Here is a 21,498-nt window from a genome sequence, read left to right as displayed (position 1 = left end):
AGTCCGTCACTCGGTCGGGACGACCGTGCGGGCCTCGGCGAAGTGGCAGGCCGAGGGGTGGCCCTGGCCGCGGTCGACCAGTGCCGGGGCCTCCTGGGCGCAGATGTCCTGGGCCTTCCAGCAGCGGGTGCGGAACCGGCAGCCCGACGGCGGGTTGGCCGGGCTCGGCACGTCGCCCTGGAGCAGGATCCGGTCCTTCTGGCCGCGCAGGTGCGGCTCGTGCAGCGGCACCGAGGACAGCAGCGCCTGGGTGTAGGGGTGCGACGGCGAGCCGTAGACCTGGTCGTCGGTGCCCTCCTCCACCACGCTGCCGAGGTACATGACCGCGACCCGGTCGGAGATGTGCCGGACCACCGACAGGTCGTGGGCGATGAACAGGTAGGACAGGCCGAACTCGTCCTGCAGGTCCTCGAGCAGGTTCACGACCTGCGCCTGCACCGAGACGTCGAGGGCCGACACCGGCTCGTCGCAGACGATGACCTCGGGCCGCAGGGCCAGTGCCCGCGCGATGCCGATGCGCTGCCGCTGCCCGCCGGAGAACTGGTGCGGGTAGCGGTTGACGTAGTCTGGGTTGAGGCCGACGCGGTCGAGCAGTTCCTGGGTGCGCTGCAGCCGGCCCTTCTTCGGGGCGACGTCGGAGTGCACCGCCCAGCCCTCGGAGACGATGTCGCCGACGGTCATCCGGGGGTTCAGCGAGGCGTACGGGTCCTGGAAGATGATCTGGACCTCGCGCCGGTAGGCCTTGAGCGCGCGGCCGCTCATCCTCGCGACGTCGCGGCCCTTGTAGAGGATCTGCCCGTCGGTCGGCTTCTCCAGTGCCACCAGCAGCTTGGACACCGTCGACTTGCCGCAGCCGGACTCGCCGACCAGGCCCACGGTCTCGCCACGGCGCATGGTCAGGTCGACGCCGTCCACGGCCCGGACGTGGCCGACGGTGCGCTTGAAGACGATCCCCTGGGTCAGCGGGAAGTGCTTCTTCAGGCCTCGGATCTCCAGCAGCGTCTCGCCGGGCGTGGCCGACGGGGACGCGGTGCGGGACGCGGCGGTCGCCCCCGTCGCGGCCTCAGGCAGCGCCGACCGGTCCGACTCCGCGCTCCGGTCCGCTCCTCGCTCGTTCCTCGCTGCGGTGCTCCCGGAGCTGTCGTCAGACACCGAGGACCTCCTCGCTGTAGTGGCAGGCCGCCTCGCGGCCCGGGACGACCAGGCGCAGCGGCGGGTCGTCGGTGGCGCACTCGCGGCCGGGCGCCGCCGCGGCACCGAGCCGGCGGCGCGAGCACCGCGGGTGGAAGGGGCAGCCGCTGGGGATCGCCGCCAGGTTCGGCGGCTGGCCGACGATCGGCTGCAGCCGGCCGCCCTTGGCCTCCACCTGGGGCACCGAGCTCATCAGACCGTCGGTGTAGGGGTGCGCCGGGGCGCTGAAGACGTCGTCCACGGTGCCGCGCTCGACGATCCGCCCGGCGTACATGACCGCCACGTTGTCGGCGACCTCGTTCACCACGCCCAGGTCGTGGGTGATGAGGATCAGGCCCATCCCGGTGTCGCGCTGCAGGTCCTTGAGCAGGTCCATCACCTGCGCCTGCACCGTGACGTCGAGGGCGGTGGTGGGCTCGTCGGCGATGAGCACGCGCGGGTCGAGGGCGATCGCCATGGCGATCATGACCCGCTGGCGCATGCCGCCGGAGAACTGGTGCGGGTAGTCGTTCACCCGGGACGCGGCCCCGGGGATCCGCACCCGGTCCATCAGCTCGATCGCCCGCTTCTTGGCGTCCCGCCGCGACATCCCACGGTGGGCGCGGAACATCTCGCCGATCTGGAAGCCGACGCTGTAGACGGGGTTCAGCGAGGACAGCGCGTCCTGGAAGATCATCGAGATGCCCGGGCCGCGGACCTTCCGCTGCTCCTCCCGCGACATGGCCAGCAGGTCGCGGCCCTCGAAGTGGATCCCGCCGCCGGTGATGACCGCGGGGGGGCTGTCGAGGATCCCCATGATCGCCTGCGCCGAGACCGACTTGCCCGAGCCGGACTCGCCGAGGATGGCCAGCGTCTCGCCCTCGGCCAGGCTGTAGCTGATGCCGTTGACGGCGTTGACCACACCGGAGCGGGTGCGGAACTCGACGTGCAGGTCGTCGACCTCGAGCACGGGCGTCCCCACGCCGGTGCCGAGCAGGACGGATGCGGACGGTTCGGGTCGGGTCATGCGCGCTGCCTCGGGTCGAGGGCGTCCCGGAGGGCGTCGCCCATCATGATGAAGGCCATCACGGTCAGGGTCAGGACGAGGCTCGGGAAGAGCACCAGGTGAGGTGCGGTCCGCAGCAGGTTCTGCCCGGCGTCGATCTGCAGCCCCCACGAGATCGCCGGGCGCTGCAGGCCCACGCCGAGGTAGGTCAGCGTCGCCTCGGCGGCGATCAGGACCCCGATGGTGATCGTCGCGTAGACCAGCACCGGCGCGACCGCGTTGGGCAGGATGTGCCGGATGAGGATCCGCGGGCTGGAAGCCCCCATCGCCCGGGCCGCCGCGACGTAGTCGGAGCTCTTCACCGCGATGACCTGGGAGCGGACCAGCCGCATCGCGGTCATCCAGCCGAACGCCGCCAGCGCGATCGCGACGGCGAGGACGCCGCGGCCGAGGATCCCGCTGCGCAGGACCACCAGCGCACCGAGGATCAGCGGCAGCCCGTAGAAGATGTCCGCCACGCGGGAGAGCAGGCCGTCGGCGAAGCCGCCGGAGTAGCCGGCGACGGCGCCCACGACCACTCCCAGCACCAGCACGACCAGCACCGCGGTGACACCGATGACCAGCGAGCTCCGGGCGCCGTAGACGACGTTGGCCAGGTAGTCGCAACCCTGCTGGTCGAAGCCGAACCAGTGCTCGGCCGAGGGGGTCGCCCGCGAGTTGGCCAGGTCGCAGTCGCGCGGGTCCGCGCCACGCGCGAACAGCTGCGGGAAGACCGCCATCAGGGTGAAGACCAGGCCGAGCACGGCACCGATCCAGAAGAGCGGGTTGCGCCTGAGCTCGCCCCAGGCGTCGCTCCACAGGCTGTTCTGCCGGCTGCTGGTGACGTCGACCGAGGGGCTGGCCAGGCCGGTCTGCGTGCCTGCTTCCACCTCGTCGCGGCGCAGGTCCAACTGCTGCTGGTCAGTCATAGCGGATCCTCGGGTCGAGGACGGCGTAGAGCACGTCCACCACCAGGTTGAAGAAGATGTAGAAGAACACCAGCAGGGTCACGATGCCGACGACCACCGCGCCCTCCTGGGCGCGGACGGCGTCGTAGATCTCCCGGCCCACGCCCGGCAGGTTGAAGACCGACTCGGTGACGATCGCGCCGCCCATCAGCGTGCCGATGTCGGCCCCGATGAAGGTGATGACCGGGATCAGGCTGTTGCGCAGCGTGTGCCGGACGACCACGGTACGGCCGGGCAGGCCCTTGGCCCGCGCCGTCCGGACGTAGTCGGCGCGCAGGTTCTCCGCGAGGCTGGTCCGGGTCAGGCGGGCGACGTAGGCCAGCGATCCGGAGGCGAGCACCAGGCCCGGCAGGAGGTAGCTGTACCAGCCCTCCCGGGTGCCGGCGATGGGGAACCAGCCGAGCTTGAGTCCGAACAGGTACTGCGAGACGAAGGCCAGCACCAGGATCGGGATGGAGACGACCAGGGTCGAGGAGACCAGGACCAGGTTGTCGAAGAAGCTGTTGCGCCGGATCCCGGCCAGGACGCCGGCGACCAGGCCGATGAGCACCTCGAAGGCGATCGCGACGAGGGCCAGTCGGATAGTGACCGGCAGGACGCGGGCGATCGTCTCGCTCACCGGCCGGCCGGAGAAGTCGGTACCCAGGTCGCCCTGCAGCAGGTCGCCCACGTACTTGACGTACTGGACACCCAGCGGGTCGTTGAGGTTGAAGTCGTCGCGCAGCTGCGCGACCACCGCCGGGGACAGCGGGCGGTCACCGGCCAGGGCGCGGATGGGGTCGCCCGGCAGGGCGTAGACGAGCGCGAAGATTAGGAAGGAGGCGCCGATCAGGACCGGGATGGCGAGCAAGAGGCGGCGCGCGACGTAGCGGCCCATGTTCCCCCTCGGGTGTGTGCGCGGCCGCGCGGGCACGGCGGCGCCGGTTACATCGTGCGCGGTGGGGGCCGCTCGTGCCGCCGGGGGCGACTGTCCTGGACCGGACGGCGCCCCCGGCGGGTGGTGCGGGCCCTACGGGTGGATCAGTTGACGGTGACCGCGGCGACGTCGATGCGCTGGAACAGGTCCAGCGCCACGTTGCTGACGTTCTCCGAGTGGACCGTCTGGATCTCGGTGAAGAACATCGGGGCCATCGGCATGTCCTGGAGGAGGATGTCCTCGGCCTGCTGGTAGAAGGCCACGGCCTCCTCCGGCGTCCCCGCCTGGTCGCCCTGGGTCAGCAGCTGCGTGACCTGGGGGTTCTCGTAGAACGTGTAGTTCGAGCCGGCCGGCGGCTGGGCCGCGGCGGTGAACAGCGGGGTCAGGTAGCTGTCCGCGCTCGGGTAGTCGAAGCTCCAGCCGTACCGGAACGGCCCGGTGAAACCGCGGGACTCACCCAGGGGCAGGTACTCGGCGAAGTCCAGGTTGCCCTGCAGGGTGTACTCGACGCCGAGGTTGTCGCGCAGCTGGTTGCCCACGGCCTCCATCCACGCGTCGTGGCCGGCGCCGGCGTTGAACCACAGGTCGATCGGCTGGCTCCGGTCGAAGCCGGCCTCGTCGAGCAGCTGGTTGGCCTGGTCGACGTCCAGCGTGCAGTAGGTGCAGATGCCCTCGCGGTAGCCCTCGACCACCGGGCCGATGAAGGAGTCGGCCGGCGCGCGGGTGCCCTCGAAGATCGCCTGCGAGATGGCCTCCCGGTCGACGGCCATCGAGATCGCCTGCCGGACGCGCGGGTCGGCGAAGCGCTGGTCGTAGGTCGGGAAGCCCAGGTAGGTGATCTGCGACGAGGTGGTCTCGATGAAGCGCTCACCGAACTCGGACTCGGCGGTGGCGATGGCGTCCGGCGGGATGACGTCGACGATGTCGAGGTTGCCGTCCTGGACGTCGGTGTAGGCGGTGTCCACCTCGGCGTAGACGCGGTACTCGACGCCTTCGGCCTGCGCGGCCTGCTCGCCCGCGTAGTCCTCGTAGCGGGTCAGGGTGATGCCCTCACCGGGGACGAACTCCTCCTCGGCCTGGAACGGGCCGTTGCCGACCGGCTGGCGGCCGAAGGCCTCCGGGTCCTCGAAGAAGGAGTCCGGCAGCGGGTAGAAGGGGTTGTACCCGGTGATGGTCGGGAACTGCGAGAACGGCGAGCTGAGCGTCACCGTGAAGGTGGTCTCGTCCACGACCTGGAGGCCGCTCATCTCCGTGGCGGCGGGCTCACCGGCCGGCTCGCCGGTCGCCTCGTCCACGGGGGCCTGCAGGTCCTCGTAGCCGGCGATCCGGGACAGGTAGCCGGCACCGCCCTGGGCGTTCGGGCTGTACGCGGTGTAGTTCCACGCGTCGACGAAGGACTCCGCGTCGACAGGGGTGCCGTCGTGGAAGGTCCAGCCGTCCTTCAGGGTCACGGTCCAGGTGGTGTTGTCCGTGGACTCGATGGACTCGGCGACGCCGGTGGAGTAGTCCACCTCGCCCTCGGCCGTGTAGCGCACCAGACCGGTCCACAGCGAGTTGACGACCTGGTCGCCCTCGCTCTCGGTGGTGTTGCCCGGGATCAGCGGGTTCTGCGGCTCACCGATGTACATGCTGAAGGTGCCGCCACCCTCGCCGCCACCGCCGCCTTCGCCGGACGCGCTGTCGTCGCCGCCGCCACAGGCGGACAGCGCCATCGCGCCGGACACACCGGTCGCGATGAGCGCAGCAGAGCGCTTGCTCAACCTCACGTGCAATGCCTCCCTCGTCCCGCTCTGCGGGGGGAACGGACTGGTTCGCCGGCAGCCGGGCGTCCGTGGACGGGCGGCCGGGGTCGTGCGGACAGTGACCGGGCCAACCCGGTACGCGGGGACCCTAGGCGCGCTCCGCGAAGGCCGTCCACGACCGTCACCGACTTGTGACCTCGGCTCAGGATCTCACAGGGTGGAATGACACTTGCGTGCGCCCGGGGGTGCACGTCTACTGCAGGACCTCCGCCGAATTCCGCCGGAAACCGGACGTCTTCCGCTCCTGGGCGGCCGCACGTGTCAGCTCGACCGTTCCCGGGTACCTCGCCAGGACCGACGAGAGGAGTCGACATGAGCGGCATCGACAAGATGAAGAACAAGGCCGAGGAGGTCTCCGGCAAGGGCAAGGAAGCCGTCGGCGACGCCACCGGCGACCGCGACCTCAAGGCCGAGGGCCAGGCCGACCAGGCGTCGGGCAACCTGAAGCAGGCCGGCGAGAAGGTCAAGGACGTCTTCAAGTAGAGGACCCCGCGCCGTGGGCGCCGTCCCTGCCCCGGGACGGCGCCCACGGCGCGTCAGAGCCGGGCGAGCAGGGTGCGGACAGCGGGCAGCAGCGGCCGGTCCGCGGGGATCCAGTCCAGCGACTCCAGCTCGTCGGCGGCGAGCCAGCGCAGCTCGCTGTGCTCGTGGGCGGTGACCTCGCTCCCTGGCTCGACGCGGGCCCACCACACCCGCAGGGTCGAGGCGCCGGGCAGCCCGCCGGCGACGACGCCGTCGAGCACCACCTCACCCAGGAACGCCTGCGGGACGACGGTCACGCCGAGCTCCTCGCCGATCTCCCGGACCAGCGCGGCGAGCTCGTCCTCCCCCGGCTCCACCTTGCCGCCGGGGAACTCCCAGCAGCCGTCGTAGGGACCGCCCGACCGCTGGGCGACGAGCACCCGGTCGCCGTCCACCAGCGCGGCGCCGACCACCTGGACGACGTCGAGGGCGGCCCGTGCCGCCGCGGCGGCGTAGCCGTCGAGGTGGGCCCGCATCGCGCGGCGCACCCGTCGGCGCAGCAGGGGGTCCACCAGCCGCCCGAGCGGGCGCGGCAGCGCGGTCGCCCAGTCGACCTCCTCCTCGACGAGGGTGCCGGCGCCGGTGGCGGTGAAACGGCGGGAGTGGGTGAGCCAGCGCCAGCCACGGCCGGGCCCCGCGGCGTACACGTCCCGCAGCGGCCGGACGGACACGAGCTCGTCCAGCGGCGCCGGCCAGGGGCGGCCGAGGGCGCGCGCGACGTCGAAGGCCACGGTCAGCGGCGCCTCCACCAAGGTGGTGAAACGCAGCCGGGACACCCTGCCACCCTCGCAGACGGGGCAGACTGGCCGGCGTGCGCATCACCGCCCGGGTCGACTACGCCGTCCGTGCCGCCGTGGAACTGGCCGCCGCGGCACCGGGGGCCCTGACCTGCGACCGCATCGCCGCGGCCCAGGGCATCCCCTCCCGGTTCCTCCAGTCGATCCTCAGCGACCTGCAGCACGCCCGCCTGGTCACCAGCCAGCGCGGCCGGGAGGGCGGCTACCGGCTGGCCCTGCCGCCGTCGGAGGTCTCCATCGCCCGGGTCATGCGGGTGGAGCAGGGGTTCCTCGCCGAGGTCCACGGCCAGCGTCCGGAGGACGTCGAGTACTCCGGCACCGCCGTCCCGCTGGCCTCGGTGTGGGTGGCCGCCCGCGAGGCCTACCGCCGGGTGCTCGAACGGGTCACCCTGGCCGACGTCGTCGCAGGCTCGCTGCCCGCGGAGGTCGCGGAGCTGGCCGCGCTCGAGGAGGCCTGGCGCTCCTTCAGCGACGCGGCCGTCGGGCAGGGTCGGTAGCCGCCCCGGCTGCGCGCTGGGCGAGACTGGCCGCATGTCAGCTGCGCAGCGACCCGGCGTCACCGTGTTCCTCACCGGCCTCTCCGGGGCGGGCAAGTCCACGATCGCCGACGCGCTGGTCGCGGACCTGGAGGCCGAGGGCCGGCCGGTGACCGTCCTGGACGGCGACGTGGTGCGCACCCACCTGTCCAGCGAGCTGTCCTTCTCACGCGAGGACCGCGACCTCAACATCCGCCGGATCGGCTTCGTCGCCGGTGAGGTGGTCAAGCACGGCGGCACGGCCGTGGTCGCCGCGATCGCGCCGTACGAGGCCGCCCGCGAGGAGGCCCGCGCGCTGGTCGAGCGGCACGGCCGGTTCGTGCTGGTGCACCTGTCCACGCCACTGGAGGTGTGCGAGGGCCGCGACGTCAAGGGCCTGTACGCCCGGGCCCGCGCCGGGCAGATCACCGGGTTCACCGGCATCGACGACCCCTACGAGCCGCCGGCGCGCGCCGAGGTCGTCATCGACACCTCGCGGACCCCGCTCCCCGAGTCGGTCGCGCGCATCCGGACGGCCATGGACGGGGTCTCGGCGCCTGTTACCTGAGTCACACCCCTGCGATCCGGCCGGGTGTGGGACCATGGGAGCGTGACCGGTCGCGCCCTGCTCCTCGTCGCGCGCCGTCACATCGACCTCGCGCTGGTCAGCAGCGCGGTCTGTCGCCCTGCGCGCTGACCTCGGTCCCCCGCAGCGGCCGCTGCGCCTCCCGATCTGGCAGCGCCCATCCCGTCCGGTCTCGGCGCCGCGGCGGACGGCGCAGAAGGAAGTGCCACCGTGACGACCCCCCGCACCAGCAGCAGGCCCCAGCGTGGCCAGGGCCAGTGGGCGCTGGGCTACCGGGAGCCGCTCAACCCCAACGAGCGGATGAAGAAGGACGCCGACGGCCTCACGGTGCGTCAGCGGGTCCTCGACATCTACGCGCACACCGGCTTCGGCGGCATCGACCCCTCCGACCTGCGCGGCCGGATGCGGTGGATGGGCCTCTACACCCAGCGGGCCCAGGGCATCCCCGGCGGCAAGACCGCCGTGCTGGAGCCCGAGGAGCTCGAGGACTCGTACTTCATGATGCGCGTGCGGACCGACGGCGGGTCGCTGACCAGCGCCCAGCTGCGGACCATCGGCGGCATCAGCACCGAGTTCGGGCGCGACGTCGCCGACGTCACCGACCGGCAGAACATCCAGTACCACTGGATCCGCATCGAGGACGTCCCCGAGATCTGGCGCCGGCTCGAGGAGGTCGGCCTCACCACGACGGAGGCCTGCGGCGACACCCCGCGCGGCATGCTCAACTGCCCGCTGGCCGGCGTCCTGGAGGACGAGGTCCTCGACGCCACCGAGGTCATGGCGCAGACGGTGGCGAAGTACGTCGGCAGCCCCGAGTTCAGCAACCTGCCGCGCAAGTGGAAGACGTCGATGTCCGGCTGCGTCGACCACTGCACCGAGCCGGAGATCGACGACGTCTCCTTCGTCGGCGTGCGCAACGCCGAGGGCGAGGCCGGCTACGACCTGTGGGTCGGCGGCGGCCTGTCGACCAACCCGATGTTCGCGCAGCGCGTCGGCGTCTTCGTGCGGCCCGACCAGGTGACCGAGGTCTGGGCGGCCTGCACGTCGATCTTCCGCGACTATGGCTACCGCCGACAGCGCAACCGGGCCCGCATCAAGTTCCTCATGGCCGACTGGGGCCCGGAGAAGTTCCGCCAGGTGCTGGAGGAGGAGTACCTGCACGTGGAGCTCCCCGACGGCCCCGCCGCGGCCCCGCCGAAGCACGAGTCCCGCGACCACGTCGGCGTCGCCCGGCAGAAGGACGGCACCAACGCCGTCGGCTTCGCGCTGCGCACCGGCCGGATCACCGGCAGCCTGCTCACCCGGATCGCCGACCTCGCCGACGAGTACGGGCAGGGGCGCACCCGGACGACGACGCAGCAGAAGATGGTCATCCTCGACGTCCCCGACGAGCGGGTCGAGGACCTCGTCGCCGCGCTGGCCGAGCACGACCTGCTGGTGCGGCCGAGCGCCTTCCGCCGCGGCACGATGGCCTGCACGGGGCTGGAGTTCTGCAAGCTCGCGATCGTCGAGACCAAGCAGCACGCCCAGGACCTCTACGCCGAGCTGGAGAAGCGGCTCCCGGACTTCGACGAGCCGATCGGCATCAACGTCAACGGCTGCCCGAACAGCTGCGCCCGCTTCCAGACCGCCGACATCGGCTTCAAGGGCTCGATGGTGCGCGACGACAGCGGCGAGATGGTCGAGGGCTTCCAGGTGCACCTGGGCGGCCACCTCGGTACCGAGGCCGCCTTCGGCCGCAAGTTCCGCGGCCACAAGGTGACCAAGGCCGAGTCCGCCGACTACTGCGAGCGGGTGCTGCGCGGCTACCTCGAGCGCCGGGAGCCGGGCGAGCGGTTCGCCGCCTACGTGGCGCGGGCCGAGGAGTCCTGGCTGCTGTGACCGACGAACCCGCAGGTCCGAGCGGAAGAACGCGGGACCTGCCCGTGTTCTTCTGCCCGTACTGCGGGGACGAGGAACTGACCCCGCACGGGGACGGGAGCGAGTGGCACTGCGCCGCTTGCCTGCGGACCTTCACCGTCCGGCTCACCGGGACAGGAGTGCACCAGCCATGACGACCGCCGTCCGGCCCACGCCGGAGCTCGCCACTCCGGAGGTGGCAGCCGCGGCCGACGCCCGCTTCGAGGGCATCGCCGACCCCGTCGAGCAGGCGCTCGCCGTCCTGCGCTGGGCCGGCGAGACCTTCGGGGACGACTTCGCGGTCACCTCCTCCATGGCCGACGGCCTGCTCGCGCACCTGGCGTCGCGGGCGGTTCCCGGCGTCAACGTCGTCTTCCTCGACACCGGCTACCACTTCGCCGAGACCATCGGCACCCGCGACTGGATCAGCGGGGTCATGCCGATCACGCTGGTCAACGTGCGGCCCGAGCAGACCGTCGCCGAGCAGGACGCCGAGCACGGCGCCGAGCTGCACCAACGCGACCCCGACCTGTGCTGCTCGCTGCGCAAGGTGCAGCCGCTGGCCGAGGCGCTGTCCGGCTACGTGGCCTGGGGCTCGGGCGTCCGCCGCGACGAGTCGCCCACCCGCGCCGGCACGAAGGTCGTCGACTGGGACGCCAAGCGCGGCATGGTGAAGGTCAACCCGCTGGCCGCGTGGACGCAGGAGCACGTCGACGCCTACATCGCCGAGCACCAGGTGCCGGTCAACCCGCTGCAGGAGATCGGCTACGCCTCCATCGGCTGCGCGCCGTGCACCCGCCCGGTGGCGCCCGGCGAGGACCCGCGCGCCGGTCGCTGGGCAGGCCGCGGCAAGACCGAGTGCGGCCTGCACCTCTGATGAAGGACCTCGTGCCACCCCGCGACGCGCTCCGCGCGCCGCGGGGAGCTGGGACGACGCCGTCGAACGCGGCAGGATGACCGCCGTGCCGCGACCGCCCCGCCTCTCCGCCGACGAACTCGCCGCCGCGCTGTCCGGGCTGACGTCGTGGTCAGGGGACGGCGCGGGCATCCGGCGCGCCGTCCAGCTACCCGGGTTCCCGGACGCCGTCGCCGCGCTCGTGCGGATCGCGTTCGTCGCCGAGCAGATGGACCACCACCCCGACGTCGACCTGCGCTGGCGCACCCTCCACCTGACGCTGGTCACCCACTCCGCGGGCGGGGTCACCGAGCTCGACGTCGAGCTGGCCCGCCGGATCGACGCCCTGTTCCCGGCCTGACCGGCGGTTTCCCCGGAAACCGCCGGCCGTCAGGCGTCGGTTTCCGCGGAAATCGCCGACCCGGTGCTCAGCTGCCGATGCGGCCGCCGTCCTCGCGGGCCACCACCACCACGCTGGGCCTCGGGAACGGCCGCTCGGGCAGCCGGTCGGGCCAGGTGCTCGACGGGGTGTCCCGCGTCGAGCCGGTGGTCTCCCCCGGGTGCTGCACCGACACGAACACCGACCGTCCGTCCCGGGGGATCATCGGGCCGCTGCACTCGGCACCGATCGGCACGGTCAGGAACGCCTTGAGGTGCCCGCGCTCGGGCCCCTCGGTCGGGACGGCGAAGAGCCCGTCGTTGGTCCCCCCGATGGTGCCCGCCTCCTGGTTGCGGGTGGACAGCACGGTGCCGTCCGTGGAGATCCACAGGTTCCCGGCCGGGTCGAACTCCAGGTTGTCCGGGCAGGACATCGCACTGACCTGCGACTTGTCATAGCCGGCGAAGTACGTCCCGGGGTCCTCCGGGTTGCCGGCCAGGATGAAGACCCGCCAGGCGAAGGTGTCCCCGGCGATCGAGCCGGTCTCCTCCCACTCGATGACGTGGCCGTTGCGGTTGCCCGGGCGCTCCTCGTAGGTGCCGTCCTCGGGGTCGAAGGCGAACGACCGGCTCACCGGGTTCGCCTCGTCCGCCCCGGGCCGGCCGTCCTGGCCGGTCCGGTTCGAGTTGTTCGTGAGGGCCGCGTAGACGCGCCCGTTGACCGGGTTGACCTGGATGTCCTCGGGCCGGTCCATCTTCGTGGCCACCTGCCCGGGGTCGACCACCACCGGGTTGGCCGGGTCGGGGAAGTCCCCGTCGGCGTCCAGCTGCTTGCCCACGCGGTCGGCGGCCAGCCGGGTGAAGGTCAGGACCCAGGCGACGTCCTTGCCGGGGATCATCGAGCGGCCGTCCTTGACCAGCGGGACCCAGGTGCCGGTGCCGTCGAACTCCCCGTCGCCGGGCAGGGTGCCGCTGCCGTCGATCTCGGCCGCCGGCGAGTCACCGGAGAAGTGGGCGACGTAGAGGTCACCCTCCTCGAGCAGCGTCATGTTGTGCGCCCGGGCCTCGCAGCCGTCCCCCTCCCGGTACGTCCCCTTCGACACGAACTTGTAGATGTAGTCGAACCGCTCGTCGTCGCCGGAGTAGGCGACGACCCGGCCGTCCTCGGCGATGCGGACGTTGGCGCCCTCGTGCTTGAAGCGCCCCAGCGCGGTGTGCTTGCGCGGGGTCGACGTGGGGTCGTGGGGGTCGACCTCGACGATCCAGCCGAAGCGGTTGACCTCGTTGGGCTCCTGGGCCAGGTCGAACCGCGGGTCGACGGCCTCCCACCGCCGGCCGGCAGCGTCCTCGGCGCTGACGCTGTAGCGCCCCAGACGGGGCTCCCGCGGGTCCTCGGGAATGGGGACCGACGTCCCGAAGTACTGGTTGAAGTTCTCCTCGCCGTGCAGCGTGGTGCCCCAGGGGGTGATGCCGCCGGCGCAGTTGTTGAGCGTGCCCAGGACGGTGCGGCCCTCCGGGTCGGCGGTCGTCCGCAGGTACTCCGACCCCGCGGCGGGACCGGTGACCCGGAAGGGCGTCGCGGCGGTGATCCGGCGGTTGCGGTCGCGCTCGGGGGTCGGCAGCCACACGCCCGAGTCGCCCTGCCGCTCGATCTGCACCACGGAGATGCCGTGGGCCATCATCGCGACGCGCTTCTGCTCGTCGGTGGTGGGCGCCTCCTCCTCGGGGACGCCCGAGAACATCAGCTGCTCGTTGGTGTACTCGTGGTTGACCACGAGCAGTGCGCGCCGGCGTCCGAGCGGCAGGAAGCCGATGAAGTCGCAGTTGTAGCCGAACTGCGTGGCCTGGGCCTCGGCGGTCTGGGCCTCGACGTCGAAGTCCGGCGCGCCCTCCTCGACCGGGTCGCCCCAGCGGATCACGACGGCCGAGCGGTACCCGGCGGCGACGACGAGCTCGTCGAGGAAGTTCTGCTCGACCGGCTGGAAGGTGAGGGCGCCGTCCCCGGTCGTCCCCTGGCGTCCCGGCGTGGCCGCCGTCGGTTCCGGGAACAGCGGGGTCGCCGCCACGACCAGGGCCCCCGTCCCGGCCACCTTGAGCAGGGCACGCCGGCTGATGACCGTTTGGACGACGGACTCGAACGTGGGGTTGTCGGTCCGGTTCGGCACGGCCGCGTCGCAGGCGTTGCCGCACTTGTAGTAGCAGGTCGCGTGGCTGCGACTGCCGTGGCGGACCGAGTGCAGGAGGGGCAGGAAGAGGCGGCGGCGGGGGGTGGACGGCTCCGTCATCGGGGTCCCTCGGCTCTGGTGGACGTCGATGCCCGGACGCTAGTGGGCCGGGCCGACGCCCGCAGAGCGCGGGCGCCGGCCCCGTCGGCCGCCCTGCGGGGCCCATCGCGCGCTCGCGAAGGGCCGGGGCAGAGCGGTCCTGATCAGCTGCCGACGCGGCCGCCGTCCTCCCGGTACACGACCGCCACGCTGGGCCGCGGGAACGGCCGCTGCTGGAGGCGGTCCGGCCAGGTGCTGGCCGGGTCGTCCCGCGTCGAGCCGTCCAGCTCACCGGGGTGCTGCACCGCGACGAACACCGAGCGGGCGTCGGTGGTGATCATCGGGCCGCTGCACTCGGCACCGATCGGCACGGTCAGGAACGCCTTGACGAAGCCGCGCTCGCGGCCCTCGGTGGGGACGGCGAACAGCCCGTCGTTCGTCCCCGCCGCGGTGCCCGACTGCTGGTTGACCCGGGAGAGCGCGGTGCCGTCGGTGGAGATCCACAGGTTGCCCGCCGGGTCGAACTCCAGGTTGTCCGGGCAGGAGATCGCGCTGACCCTCGACTTGTCGAAACCGGCGAAGTACGTCTCGGGCTTCTCCGGGTCGCCGCAGACGAGGAAGACCCGCCAGGCGAACGTCTGCCCGGCGATCCCGTCGGTCTCCTCCCACTCGATCACGTGGCCGTTGCGGTTGCCCGTGCGCAGCTCGTAGACGCCCGTGTCCGAGTTGAACGCCCAGGACCCCGTCAGCGGGTTCGCCTCGTCGGCTCCCGTCGTCCGGTTGGAGTTGTTGGTCAGCGCGGCGTACACCCGGCCGTTGGCGGGGTTGACCTGGATGTCCTCGGGGCGGTCCATCCGGGTGGGCGCGAGCGAGGCGTCGGCCGTGCCGACCTCGTCGGCGGCCAGCCGGGTGAAGGTCAGCACCCAGGCGACGTCGCGGCCCGGGACCTTCGACTGCCCGTCCACGACCAGCGGGATCCAGCGGCCGGTGCCGTCGAACTCCCCGTCGGAGGGCAGCCGCCCGCTGCCGTCGATCTCGACGGCCGGCGAGTCGCCGGTGAAGCGGGCGACGTAGAGGTCGCCGTCGTCCAGGAGCGTCAGGTTGTGCGCCCGCGTGGCCTTGTCGGGGCCCTCCCGGTACTCCTTCCGCGAGACGAACTTGTAGATGTAGTCGAACCGCTCGTCGTCGCCGGAGTAGGCGACGACCCGGCCGTCCTCGGCGATCCGCACGTTGGCGCCCTCGTGCTTGAACCGGCCCAGCGCGGTGCGCTTCTTCGGCGTCGACCGCGGGTCGTACGGGTCGACCTCGACGACCCAGCCGAACCGGTTCGCCTCGTTGGGCTCCTGGGCCAGGTCGAACCGCGGGTCGACGGTCTCCCAGCGGCGGCTGGCCGGTCCGGTCGTGCCGATCCCGTAGCGCTTGTACCGGCCCTCGGGGTCGGTCACCGGCCCCGTGGCGCCGAAGTACTGGTTGAAGTTCTCCTCGCCGTGCAGCGTGGTGCCCCACGGGGTCATGCCGCCAGCGCAGTTGTTCAGCGTGCCGAGCACGCGGCGCCCGGAGGGGTCGGCCGTCGTGCGCAGGTACTCCGAGCCAGCCGCCGGGCCGGTGAGCTCCATCGGCGTCGACGTGGTGATCCGGCGGTTGCGGTGTCCGGTGCGCACCGGACGCCACTCGCCGCCCGTGCCCGCGCGCTGCACCTCCACGACCGAGATGCCGTGGGCCATCATCGCGATCCGCTTCTGGTCCGGCGTGAGCGCCTCGAGGCTGGTGAAGCCGGAGAACATCAGCTCCTCGTTGGTGTACTCGTGGTTCACCACCAGGAGGGCCCGCTGGTCGCCGTCCAGCGGCAGGAAGCCGATGTAGTCGCAGTTGTAGCCGAACTGCGTCGCCTGCGCGTCCGGGCTCTGCCGGTCGACGTCGAAGTCGCGGGCGCCGCGCTCGACCGGGTCGCCCCAGCGCATGACGACCGAGTACCGGTAGCCCGCGGCGGTGACGAGTTCGTCCTCGAGGTTCTGCTCGACGGGCGCGAAGGTCAGCGCCCCGCCGGTGCCACCACTCCCGGGGCGGCCGGGGCGGGTCCGGTCGCCCGCGGCGGCCGCGCCGACCGGTCCGGCGACGACGACCAGCGCGCTCGCGCCGGCGGCCTTGAGCACGCTGCGGCGGCTGAACGCGGTCTGGACGACGTCGGCGAACGTCGGGTGGTCCGTCTGGTTGGGGATCGCGGAGTCGCAGGCGTTCCCGCACTTGTAGAAGCAGGTGGTGTGGCTGCGGCTGCCGTGCCGCTTGCGGTCCAGGAACGGCAGCAGCGCGCGACGGGGGGAGTTCGGGGTGTCCAGCATCGGGTCCCTCGGTTCGAGCGGGCGGGGCGCGCGCGACGCTAGGTAGCCGAAGCGACCCGGGTGTGGCCGGCGGTGGACCTGCGCGTGAAGCCGCAGGTCACCTGCCGTTCACCGCGGCGGGGTAGGTGCCCCTCAGGCCTCGACGGGGAGGACGAGCAGCCGCAGCAGCCGGTCGGCCTCGGCGTCGGGGTCGTCGGTCAGCCCGGTGTGCACGGGCCCGGCCTGGACGACGGTGCTGCGCGGCGCGGTGAGCCAGCGGAACCGCGAGCCCAGCGCCTCCCGGCCGGCCGCGCCCGAGGCGGGGTCCGCGGCACACACGTCGGCCGCGGCCTGCAGCGCCCGCCGGATGGCGTCGGCGTCGGCGGTCGGGTCGAGGGCGTGCAGCCGGTCGGCGTCCAGGTGCACCCGTGAGCCGAGGTAGTCCCGCTGCCGGCAGTACACGAGGACACCGGCGTTCAGCGACTCCCCGCGCTCCACCCGCGGCACCACCCGCAGGACGGCGTACTCGAAGGTGTCCCGGCTCACCGTTGGGTGACCCCCTCCGGCGGCGGGGGGCCCAGCCACGCCGGCCGGTTCTCCCCGCGCGGGGCCTTCCGGCGGGCCCCGCCCTCGGCCGCGAGGGCCACCAGCGGCGGCAGCCAGGCGTCGCGGGCGGCCAGCCGGGCCCGCAACTGGTCGACGTAGCGCCCGCGGACGTCGTCGGGGGCGTCGTCCGCCGACGGGCCTTCCAGCCAGTCGTCGGGCACCTGGCGCAGGACCTCCTCGAGCAGCGGCCGGGTGACCCGCCCGCCGAGGGCGGCGTCGGCGGCCCGCACGTCGGGCGAGCACTCCACCAGCGCGTGCTGGGCGGCGTCGTAGGGCCGGGTCACCGCGGCCGGGGCACCGGGCCAGTTGTGGTGGAAGGTCAGCGTGGCCCCGTGGTCGATCAGCTGCAGCCGGCCGTGCCAGAACAGCATGTTGGGGTTGCGCCAGGAGCGGTCGACGTTGCCCACGAGGGCGTCGAACCAGAGCACCCGGCCGGCCAGCTCGGCGTCCACCTCGGCGACGCCGGCCTCGAAGTCCAGCGCTCCGGGCAGGTAGTCCAGCCCGAGGTTGACCCCGGCCGAGCGCTGCAGCAGCTCCTGCACCTCGACGTCGGGCTCCCCCACCGCCAGCTCCGGCGCCACGTCGACGGTGACCAGCGCGGGCACCGGCAGCGACAGCGCCCGGGCCAGCTCACCGCAGACCACCTCGGCGACCAGCACCTTCACGCCCTGCCCGGCGGCCCGCCACTTGACCACGTAGGTGCCCAGGTCGTCGGCCTCCATCAGGCCGGGGAGCGAGCCACCCTCGCGCAGGGGGGTCACGTAGCGGGTGGCGGTGACGGCGGGCAGCACAGTGGCCGCGACACTACCGGCGGGCAGACTGGCGACGTGGGCCTCCTCCGTGCGACCGACCCCGCCGCCCTCGCCGGTGTCCCGTTCACCTACGCCGAGGTGGGGGCCACGCGGGACGCCGAGCTGCCCGCCGGCTACGACACCGTGGAGCGCTCGGTCGTCGTCGGCTCCGGGACGGCGGACCTCGAGCGGGCCGCGGCAGCGGTGTTCGACTGGCGGATGCAGCGCGGCGTGGGCCTGCGGGTGCGCGCCACCGGGCCGGCGAGCGAGCCGGGGACCGTCGTCGTCCTCACGGCGGGGCTGCCACGGCTGGGCTACGACATCCCCTGCCGGGTGGTGTGGGCGCAGCCGACCGGCGACGAGCGCGGCTTCGCCTACGGCACGCTGCCGGGCCACCCGGAGAGCGGCGAGGAGGCGTTCGTCGTCCGGCTGGAGCCCGGCGGGGACGTCGTCTTCACGCTGCGGGTGTTCGCCCGGCTGGCCTCGCCGCTGGCGCGCCTCGGCGGGCCGGCGAGCACGCTGGTCCAGCGGCTGGCGACCGCGCGCTACCTGACCACCATCCGCCGGGCCGCCCGCGGCTGAGGCCGCCCGCCGAGGGCCGACGCCGCGGCCACGGTGGCGAGGATCCCGAGGGCGACGCGGAGGTGGTGCCAGCGCGCCCAGGTGCCCAGCAGGTCCCTGGTCTCGGCATCGGTCAGCGTCCCTCCGGTGAACCGGGCGTTGGCCGGCTCGTTCACCGTGACGGTGACGGTCACGACCCCCACCGTGGCTGCGGCCGCGAGCGAGGCCGGGCCGGGACGGCGGGAGGCGGACGCCTCCGCGACCGCCGCGGCGACGCCGGCCGTCGCGGCGCCGGCCCCCAGCGGCACCATGAGCGCGCGGATGCGGGGCGCGTTCGCCGTGAACCAGCGGCGGAACTCCTCCGGCGGGACGCTGCGCCAGAACGGCAGGAGCACCACCTCGATCAGGACCATCCCCCCGGCGAGGAGGCCGACGAGCACCGCGGTGAGGAGCGCGAGCGGCCGGGCACGTCCGGCCGGGGTGTGCTGCAGCGATCCCATGGAGGCCCCTCCTCGGTCGTGCCGACGGCAGCCTAGCCAGCGCCGCCGCCCTCCGGGCCGGATCCGGCACCCGCCCGCGCGAGCGCCACTGCCCAGCCGGTCGGGACGGCGGGGTACGGGTCCTCCCCCACCCGTAGGGCGGGCAGTGCCCGGGAGAGTGCCGGGGCCCGCGGCGCGGCCTGCCTCCGCCGGGGAGGATCGGCCCGTGACCACACGACGGCTGGCGACCCTGCACGTCTGGGGCGTGCCCGGCCGGTCGGTGCCCGCCGCGCTGCTGCGGATGGCGGCCGGCCGGCGTCCGCTGCGCCGCACCCCCGGGCTGCGGTTCGCCAAGCTGCTGGGCACCGGCAGCGGGCGGACCTTCACCGTGCGCGACGCCGACCCCCGCCGCTGGGCGCTGCTGGCCGTGTGGGACGACGAGCGGTCGGCCGCCGCCTTCGAGACGGGGGAGGTCGTGCGCGGGTGGCAGCGGATCGCCGAGGAGCAGTGGAGCGCCCGGATGCGGCCGCTCGCCGCCCGCGGCCGGTGGTCACGGGAGGAGCCGTTCGGCCGGCCCTGGCCGCAGCGTTGGGACGGCCCGGTCGCCGCGGTCACCCGCGCCCGGCTGACCCCGCGCAAGGCGGTGACGTTCTGGCGCGCCGTCCCGCCGGTCTCGGCCGACCTGCACGAGAGCCCGGGGCTGCGCCTGGCCCTGGGCATCGGCGAGGCGCCGCTCGGGCTGCAGGGCACCTTCAGCGTGTGGGACTCCGGGGCCGCGCTGAACTCGTTCGCCTACGACCGAGCCCCGCACGCCGCCGTGGTCACCCGGACGGCACAGGAGGGCTGGTACGCCGAGGAGCTGTTCGCCCGCCTGGCGCTGCTGTCGGCCGAGGGCACCGTGGGCGGCCGCGACCCGCTCACCTGACCGGCCCCGTCCAGGGCACCGCCCCGAGCGTGCGAGGGGTGGGGAGGACGGGGTGCTCTTCCTACAGCCGGCAGGTCAGGTGCAGCTCGTCGCGGTCGTCGCCCGGAGCCACCCGGATCGCCCCCGGCATCCGGCCGAACTCGCGGTACCCGAGCCGGGCGTAGAACGCCTCCAGGCCGGTGCCGCCCCGCGCGGTGAGGTGCAGGAACTCCAGTCCCCGCGCACGGGCGATGTCGTGCACGCCGGCCATCAGCACCCGGCCGAGGCCCCGGCCCTGCTGCTCGGGGCGCACCTGCACGCGCAGCACCGTGGCCCAGTGCCGCCGCAGCGGGCTCACCGACAGGGACAGCACGGCGAACCCGGCGACCTCGCCGTCCACCCGCAGCAGGGCGATCACCTCGCGCCCCTGGCGCACCCGCTCGACGACCGCGTCCAGGTAGGGCGCGAGCTGGGCCTGCGTCACCGGCGGGACGAAGCCGACGGACCCGCCGGCGTTGGTCACGTCGGTCCAGCAGGCGAGCAGCTGGGCCCGCAGCCCGTCGTCGACGGCCTCGACCGCGCTGACCTCGGTGTGCACGGCCCCATCCTCCCGGGGCGCCCGCTGCTGTCCCACGTCGGCCGGGCTCACCCGCTGGGGCCGAAGCGCTCGATCCGGACGTCGGTCGCCGGGGTCCCCAGCTCCAGCAGCAGCTGGCTGGCGGCCTCGGCGAACCCGGCCGACCCGCACACGTAGCCGGTCCGGCCCGGCTCCCACAGCGGCACGAGGTCGGCGGCGGTGAGCCGGCCGGCACTCCGGGCGCCGCGCGGCTCGCGGGTGGTGACCACCAGGGCACCGGCTGCCAGCAGCTCGTCGGCGTACGGCAGCTCGGCGAGGGTGCGGGTGGAGACGGCGATCCGCAGCAGGTCGGTGCGGCCGAGCTCGCGGGCGGTGCGCAGCATGGCCACCAGCGGGACGACGCCGGTGCCGCCGCCGACCAGCAGCGCCGGCCGCTCGCCGTCCCACACGAACCAGCCGCCGATCGGCCCGCGCACCTCGAGCTCGTCGCCGGGCTCGACGACGTCGGCGAGGTGGGGGGAGACCTCGCCGTCGGCCAGGCGCTCGACGAACAGCTCGACCTGCGGGTCCCCCGGCGGGGAGGCCACCGAGTAGGACCGCTGGGCGCGGTAGCCGTCCTCGGCGGTCAGCCGGACGACGTAGTGCTGGCCGGCCAGGTGCGGCACCCGGTCGGCGACGTCGAGCCGCAGCTGGACGGCGTCCTCGACGGGGTGCCGCACGTCGGTCACGGTCGCCGTCCGCCAGCCGCCGCTGGGCGCCAGGGGCCGGTGGGGCAGCTCGGTCACCACAGCTCGGTCACCACCGCTCAGTCACCCTGGTACCGCTGCTCGCGCCAGGGGTCCCCGCGGTCGTGGTAGCCGTTCTGCTCCCAGAACCCGGGCTGGTCGCGCTGCAGGAGGGTCAGCCGGGTGACCCACTTGGCGCTCTTCCAGAAGTAGAGGTGCGGCACGAGCAGCCGCACCGGGCCGCCGTGCTCGACCGGCAGCGGCCCGCCGTCGTACTCCCAGACCACCCACGCCTTCCCCCCGGTGACGTCCTCGAGCGGCAGGTTGGTGGTGTAGCCGGTCTTCGACGTCGCGACGACGAACTGCGCCTCGGGCGTCGGGCGGGCCGCCTCGAACAGGGTGTCGACGCTGACCCCGGCGAACCAGGTGTCGAACTTCGACCACGTGGTGACGCAGTGAATGTCGCCGCGGAACTCCGAGCGGGGCAGCCGGTGGGCCTCGTCCCAGGTCCACGTCGTCGGGGTCTCCACCCGGCCGTCGACGGTGATGCTCCACGTCTCGGGCGTGATCCGCGGCGTCGGCTCGGCGGTCAGAACCGGCCAGTCACGACCGACGTCGTACTGCCCGGGGGGCAGCCGCGGGTCGCGCTCGCGGCGCCGGCCGAGGAATCCTCGTGTGGGTCCAGCCATGCCGTGCTCCTCCCCCACCGGGGCGCCCCCCAACCCCGCGGAGGGTGTCGCGCCGCCCACGCGGGCGCGCACCATAACCGCTCCGACCGGT

Annotated in this window: 22 protein-coding genes; 8 read left to right on the top strand and 14 right to left on the bottom strand. The window is 73.4% G+C overall.

Annotated elements, in window-relative coordinates; genetic code table 11:
• Window positions 1-6: 6 nt before the first annotated feature.
• The 5 genes from ACI78Z_RS09235 to ACI78Z_RS09215 all read right to left on the bottom strand — a co-directional run bounded on the left by ACI78Z_RS09235 (window position 7) and on the right by ACI78Z_RS09215 (window position 5,865).
• Entirely contained in the window at window positions 7-1,152 is a 1,146-nt protein-coding gene (locus ACI78Z_RS09235; protein WP_457036230.1) for an ABC transporter ATP-binding protein, read from the bottom strand.
• The gene (locus ACI78Z_RS09230; protein WP_457036229.1) at window positions 1,145-2,197 is read right to left on the bottom strand and encodes an ABC transporter ATP-binding protein; all 1,053 of its coding nucleotides are present in this window, start codon (window positions 2,195-2,197) and stop codon (window positions 1,145-1,147) included. The genes ACI78Z_RS09235 and ACI78Z_RS09230 overlap by 8 nt, the downstream gene beginning before the upstream one ends.
• Window positions 2,194-3,144 (bottom strand): ABC transporter permease, encoded by a 951-nt coding sequence (locus ACI78Z_RS09225; RefSeq protein ID WP_457036228.1) that lies wholly within the window; start codon window positions 3,142-3,144, stop codon window positions 2,194-2,196. Before ACI78Z_RS09225 ends, ACI78Z_RS09230 begins: the two co-directional genes overlap by 4 nt.
• Window positions 3,137-4,060, bottom strand: a complete 924-nt coding sequence (locus ACI78Z_RS09220; protein WP_457036227.1) for an ABC transporter permease — start codon at window positions 4,058-4,060, stop codon at window positions 3,137-3,139. The genes ACI78Z_RS09225 and ACI78Z_RS09220 overlap by 8 nt, the downstream gene beginning before the upstream one ends.
• A gap of 143 nt (window positions 4,061-4,203) precedes the next feature.
• The gene (locus ACI78Z_RS09215) at window positions 4,204-5,865 is read right to left on the bottom strand and encodes a peptide ABC transporter substrate-binding protein (protein WP_457036226.1); all 1,662 of its coding nucleotides are present in this window, start codon (window positions 5,863-5,865) and stop codon (window positions 4,204-4,206) included.
• Window positions 5,866-6,213: 348 nt separating this feature from the next.
• On the opposite strand from ACI78Z_RS09215, the gene ACI78Z_RS09210 reads away from it, so the two are divergent.
• A complete protein-coding gene (locus tag ACI78Z_RS09210) occupies window positions 6,214-6,384 on the top strand; it encodes a CsbD family protein (RefSeq protein ID WP_457036225.1) in 171 nt (56 codons plus the stop codon).
• A 53-nt stretch (window positions 6,385-6,437) separates the two neighbouring features.
• Here the strand turns inward: ACI78Z_RS09210 and ACI78Z_RS09205 are convergent, their stop codons facing one another.
• Complete coding sequence (locus tag ACI78Z_RS09205; RefSeq protein WP_457036224.1) at window positions 6,438-7,199, bottom strand: (deoxy)nucleoside triphosphate pyrophosphohydrolase; 762 nt, start codon at window positions 7,197-7,199, stop codon at window positions 6,438-6,440.
• 35 nt (window positions 7,200-7,234) lie between these two features.
• Here ACI78Z_RS09205 and ACI78Z_RS09200 point away from each other — a divergent pair, with 35 nt between their 5' ends.
• From ACI78Z_RS09200 to ACI78Z_RS09180, 5 genes are all read left to right on the top strand, one after another.
• Entirely contained in the window at window positions 7,235-7,717 is a 483-nt protein-coding gene (locus tag ACI78Z_RS09200; protein WP_457036223.1) for an RrF2 family transcriptional regulator, read from the top strand.
• Window positions 7,718-7,751: 34 nt separating this feature from the next.
• Window positions 7,752-8,303 carry an adenylyl-sulfate kinase gene (gene cysC / locus ACI78Z_RS09195; RefSeq protein ID WP_457036222.1) on the top strand — a complete coding sequence of 184 codons (552 nt, stop codon included), beginning with the start codon at window positions 7,752-7,754 and terminating at the stop codon, window positions 8,301-8,303.
• 228 nt (window positions 8,304-8,531) lie between these two features.
• Entirely contained in the window at window positions 8,532-10,202 is a 1,671-nt protein-coding gene (locus ACI78Z_RS09190; protein ID WP_457036221.1) for a nitrite/sulfite reductase, read from the top strand.
• Between the two features lie 169 nt (window positions 10,203-10,371).
• A complete protein-coding gene (locus ACI78Z_RS09185; RefSeq protein ID WP_457036220.1) occupies window positions 10,372-11,097 on the top strand; it encodes a phosphoadenylyl-sulfate reductase in 726 nt (241 codons plus the stop codon).
• 76 nt (window positions 11,098-11,173) lie between these two features.
• On the top strand, window positions 11,174-11,476 hold the full coding sequence (locus tag ACI78Z_RS09180; RefSeq protein WP_457036219.1) for a 4a-hydroxytetrahydrobiopterin dehydratase: 303 nt from the start codon (window positions 11,174-11,176) through the stop codon (window positions 11,474-11,476).
• Between the two features lie 67 nt (window positions 11,477-11,543).
• Here ACI78Z_RS09180 and ACI78Z_RS09175 read toward each other — a convergent pair whose 3' ends face one another.
• From ACI78Z_RS09175 to ACI78Z_RS09160, 4 genes are all read right to left on the bottom strand, one after another.
• Window positions 11,544-13,778, bottom strand: coding sequence for a PhoX family protein (locus ACI78Z_RS09175; protein WP_457036218.1), 2,235 nt, complete (start codon window positions 13,776-13,778; stop codon window positions 11,544-11,546).
• A 143-nt stretch (window positions 13,779-13,921) separates the two neighbouring features.
• Window positions 13,922-16,096 carry a PhoX family protein gene (locus ACI78Z_RS09170; RefSeq protein WP_457036217.1) on the bottom strand — a complete coding sequence of 725 codons (2,175 nt, stop codon included), beginning with the start codon at window positions 16,094-16,096 and terminating at the stop codon, window positions 13,922-13,924.
• A gap of 132 nt (window positions 16,097-16,228) precedes the next feature.
• Window positions 16,229-16,621, bottom strand: a complete 393-nt coding sequence (locus ACI78Z_RS09165; protein WP_457036216.1) for a DUF3037 domain-containing protein — start codon at window positions 16,619-16,621, stop codon at window positions 16,229-16,231.
• Window positions 16,618-17,472, bottom strand: a complete 855-nt coding sequence (locus tag ACI78Z_RS09160) for a HipA family kinase (RefSeq protein WP_457036215.1) — start codon at window positions 17,470-17,472, stop codon at window positions 16,618-16,620. The genes ACI78Z_RS09165 and ACI78Z_RS09160 overlap by 4 nt, the downstream gene beginning before the upstream one ends.
• 36 nt (window positions 17,473-17,508) lie before the next feature.
• Between ACI78Z_RS09160 and ACI78Z_RS09155 the strand changes: the two genes are divergently transcribed.
• The gene (locus ACI78Z_RS09155) at window positions 17,509-18,054 is read left to right on the top strand and encodes a DUF1990 family protein (RefSeq protein WP_457036214.1); all 546 of its coding nucleotides are present in this window, start codon (window positions 17,509-17,511) and stop codon (window positions 18,052-18,054) included.
• Here the strand turns inward: ACI78Z_RS09155 and ACI78Z_RS09150 are convergent.
• Complete coding sequence (locus ACI78Z_RS09150) at window positions 18,018-18,533, bottom strand: anthrone oxygenase family protein (protein WP_457036213.1); 516 nt, start codon at window positions 18,531-18,533, stop codon at window positions 18,018-18,020. The two genes, ACI78Z_RS09155 and ACI78Z_RS09150, sit on opposite strands and share 37 nt — an antisense overlap.
• Window positions 18,534-18,738: 205 nt before the next feature.
• On the opposite strand from ACI78Z_RS09150, the gene ACI78Z_RS09145 reads away from it, so the two are divergent.
• Window positions 18,739-19,437, top strand: coding sequence for a monooxygenase (locus ACI78Z_RS09145; protein WP_457036212.1), 699 nt, complete (start codon window positions 18,739-18,741; stop codon window positions 19,435-19,437).
• A gap of 61 nt (window positions 19,438-19,498) precedes the next feature.
• On the opposite strand, the gene ACI78Z_RS09140 is transcribed toward ACI78Z_RS09145, so the two are convergent.
• From ACI78Z_RS09140 to ACI78Z_RS09130, 3 genes are read right to left on the bottom strand one after another with little or no spacing between them, the layout of a single operon-like run.
• Window positions 19,499-20,014 (bottom strand): GNAT family N-acetyltransferase, encoded by a 516-nt coding sequence (locus tag ACI78Z_RS09140; protein ID WP_457036211.1) that lies wholly within the window; start codon window positions 20,012-20,014, stop codon window positions 19,499-19,501.
• 47 nt (window positions 20,015-20,061) lie between these two features.
• Complete coding sequence (locus ACI78Z_RS09135) at window positions 20,062-20,778, bottom strand: FAD-binding oxidoreductase (protein WP_457036210.1); 717 nt, start codon at window positions 20,776-20,778, stop codon at window positions 20,062-20,064.
• 20 nt (window positions 20,779-20,798) lie between these two features.
• The gene (locus tag ACI78Z_RS09130) at window positions 20,799-21,407 is read right to left on the bottom strand and encodes a sulfite oxidase-like oxidoreductase (protein ID WP_457036209.1); all 609 of its coding nucleotides are present in this window, start codon (window positions 21,405-21,407) and stop codon (window positions 20,799-20,801) included.
• Window positions 21,408-21,498 lie beyond the last annotated feature (91 nt).

The organism is Geodermatophilus sp. SYSU D01176, from assembly GCF_054050015.1.
Note: the sequence above shows the minus strand (reverse complement) of the source record. Positions and strands in the feature narration are given on the sequence as shown.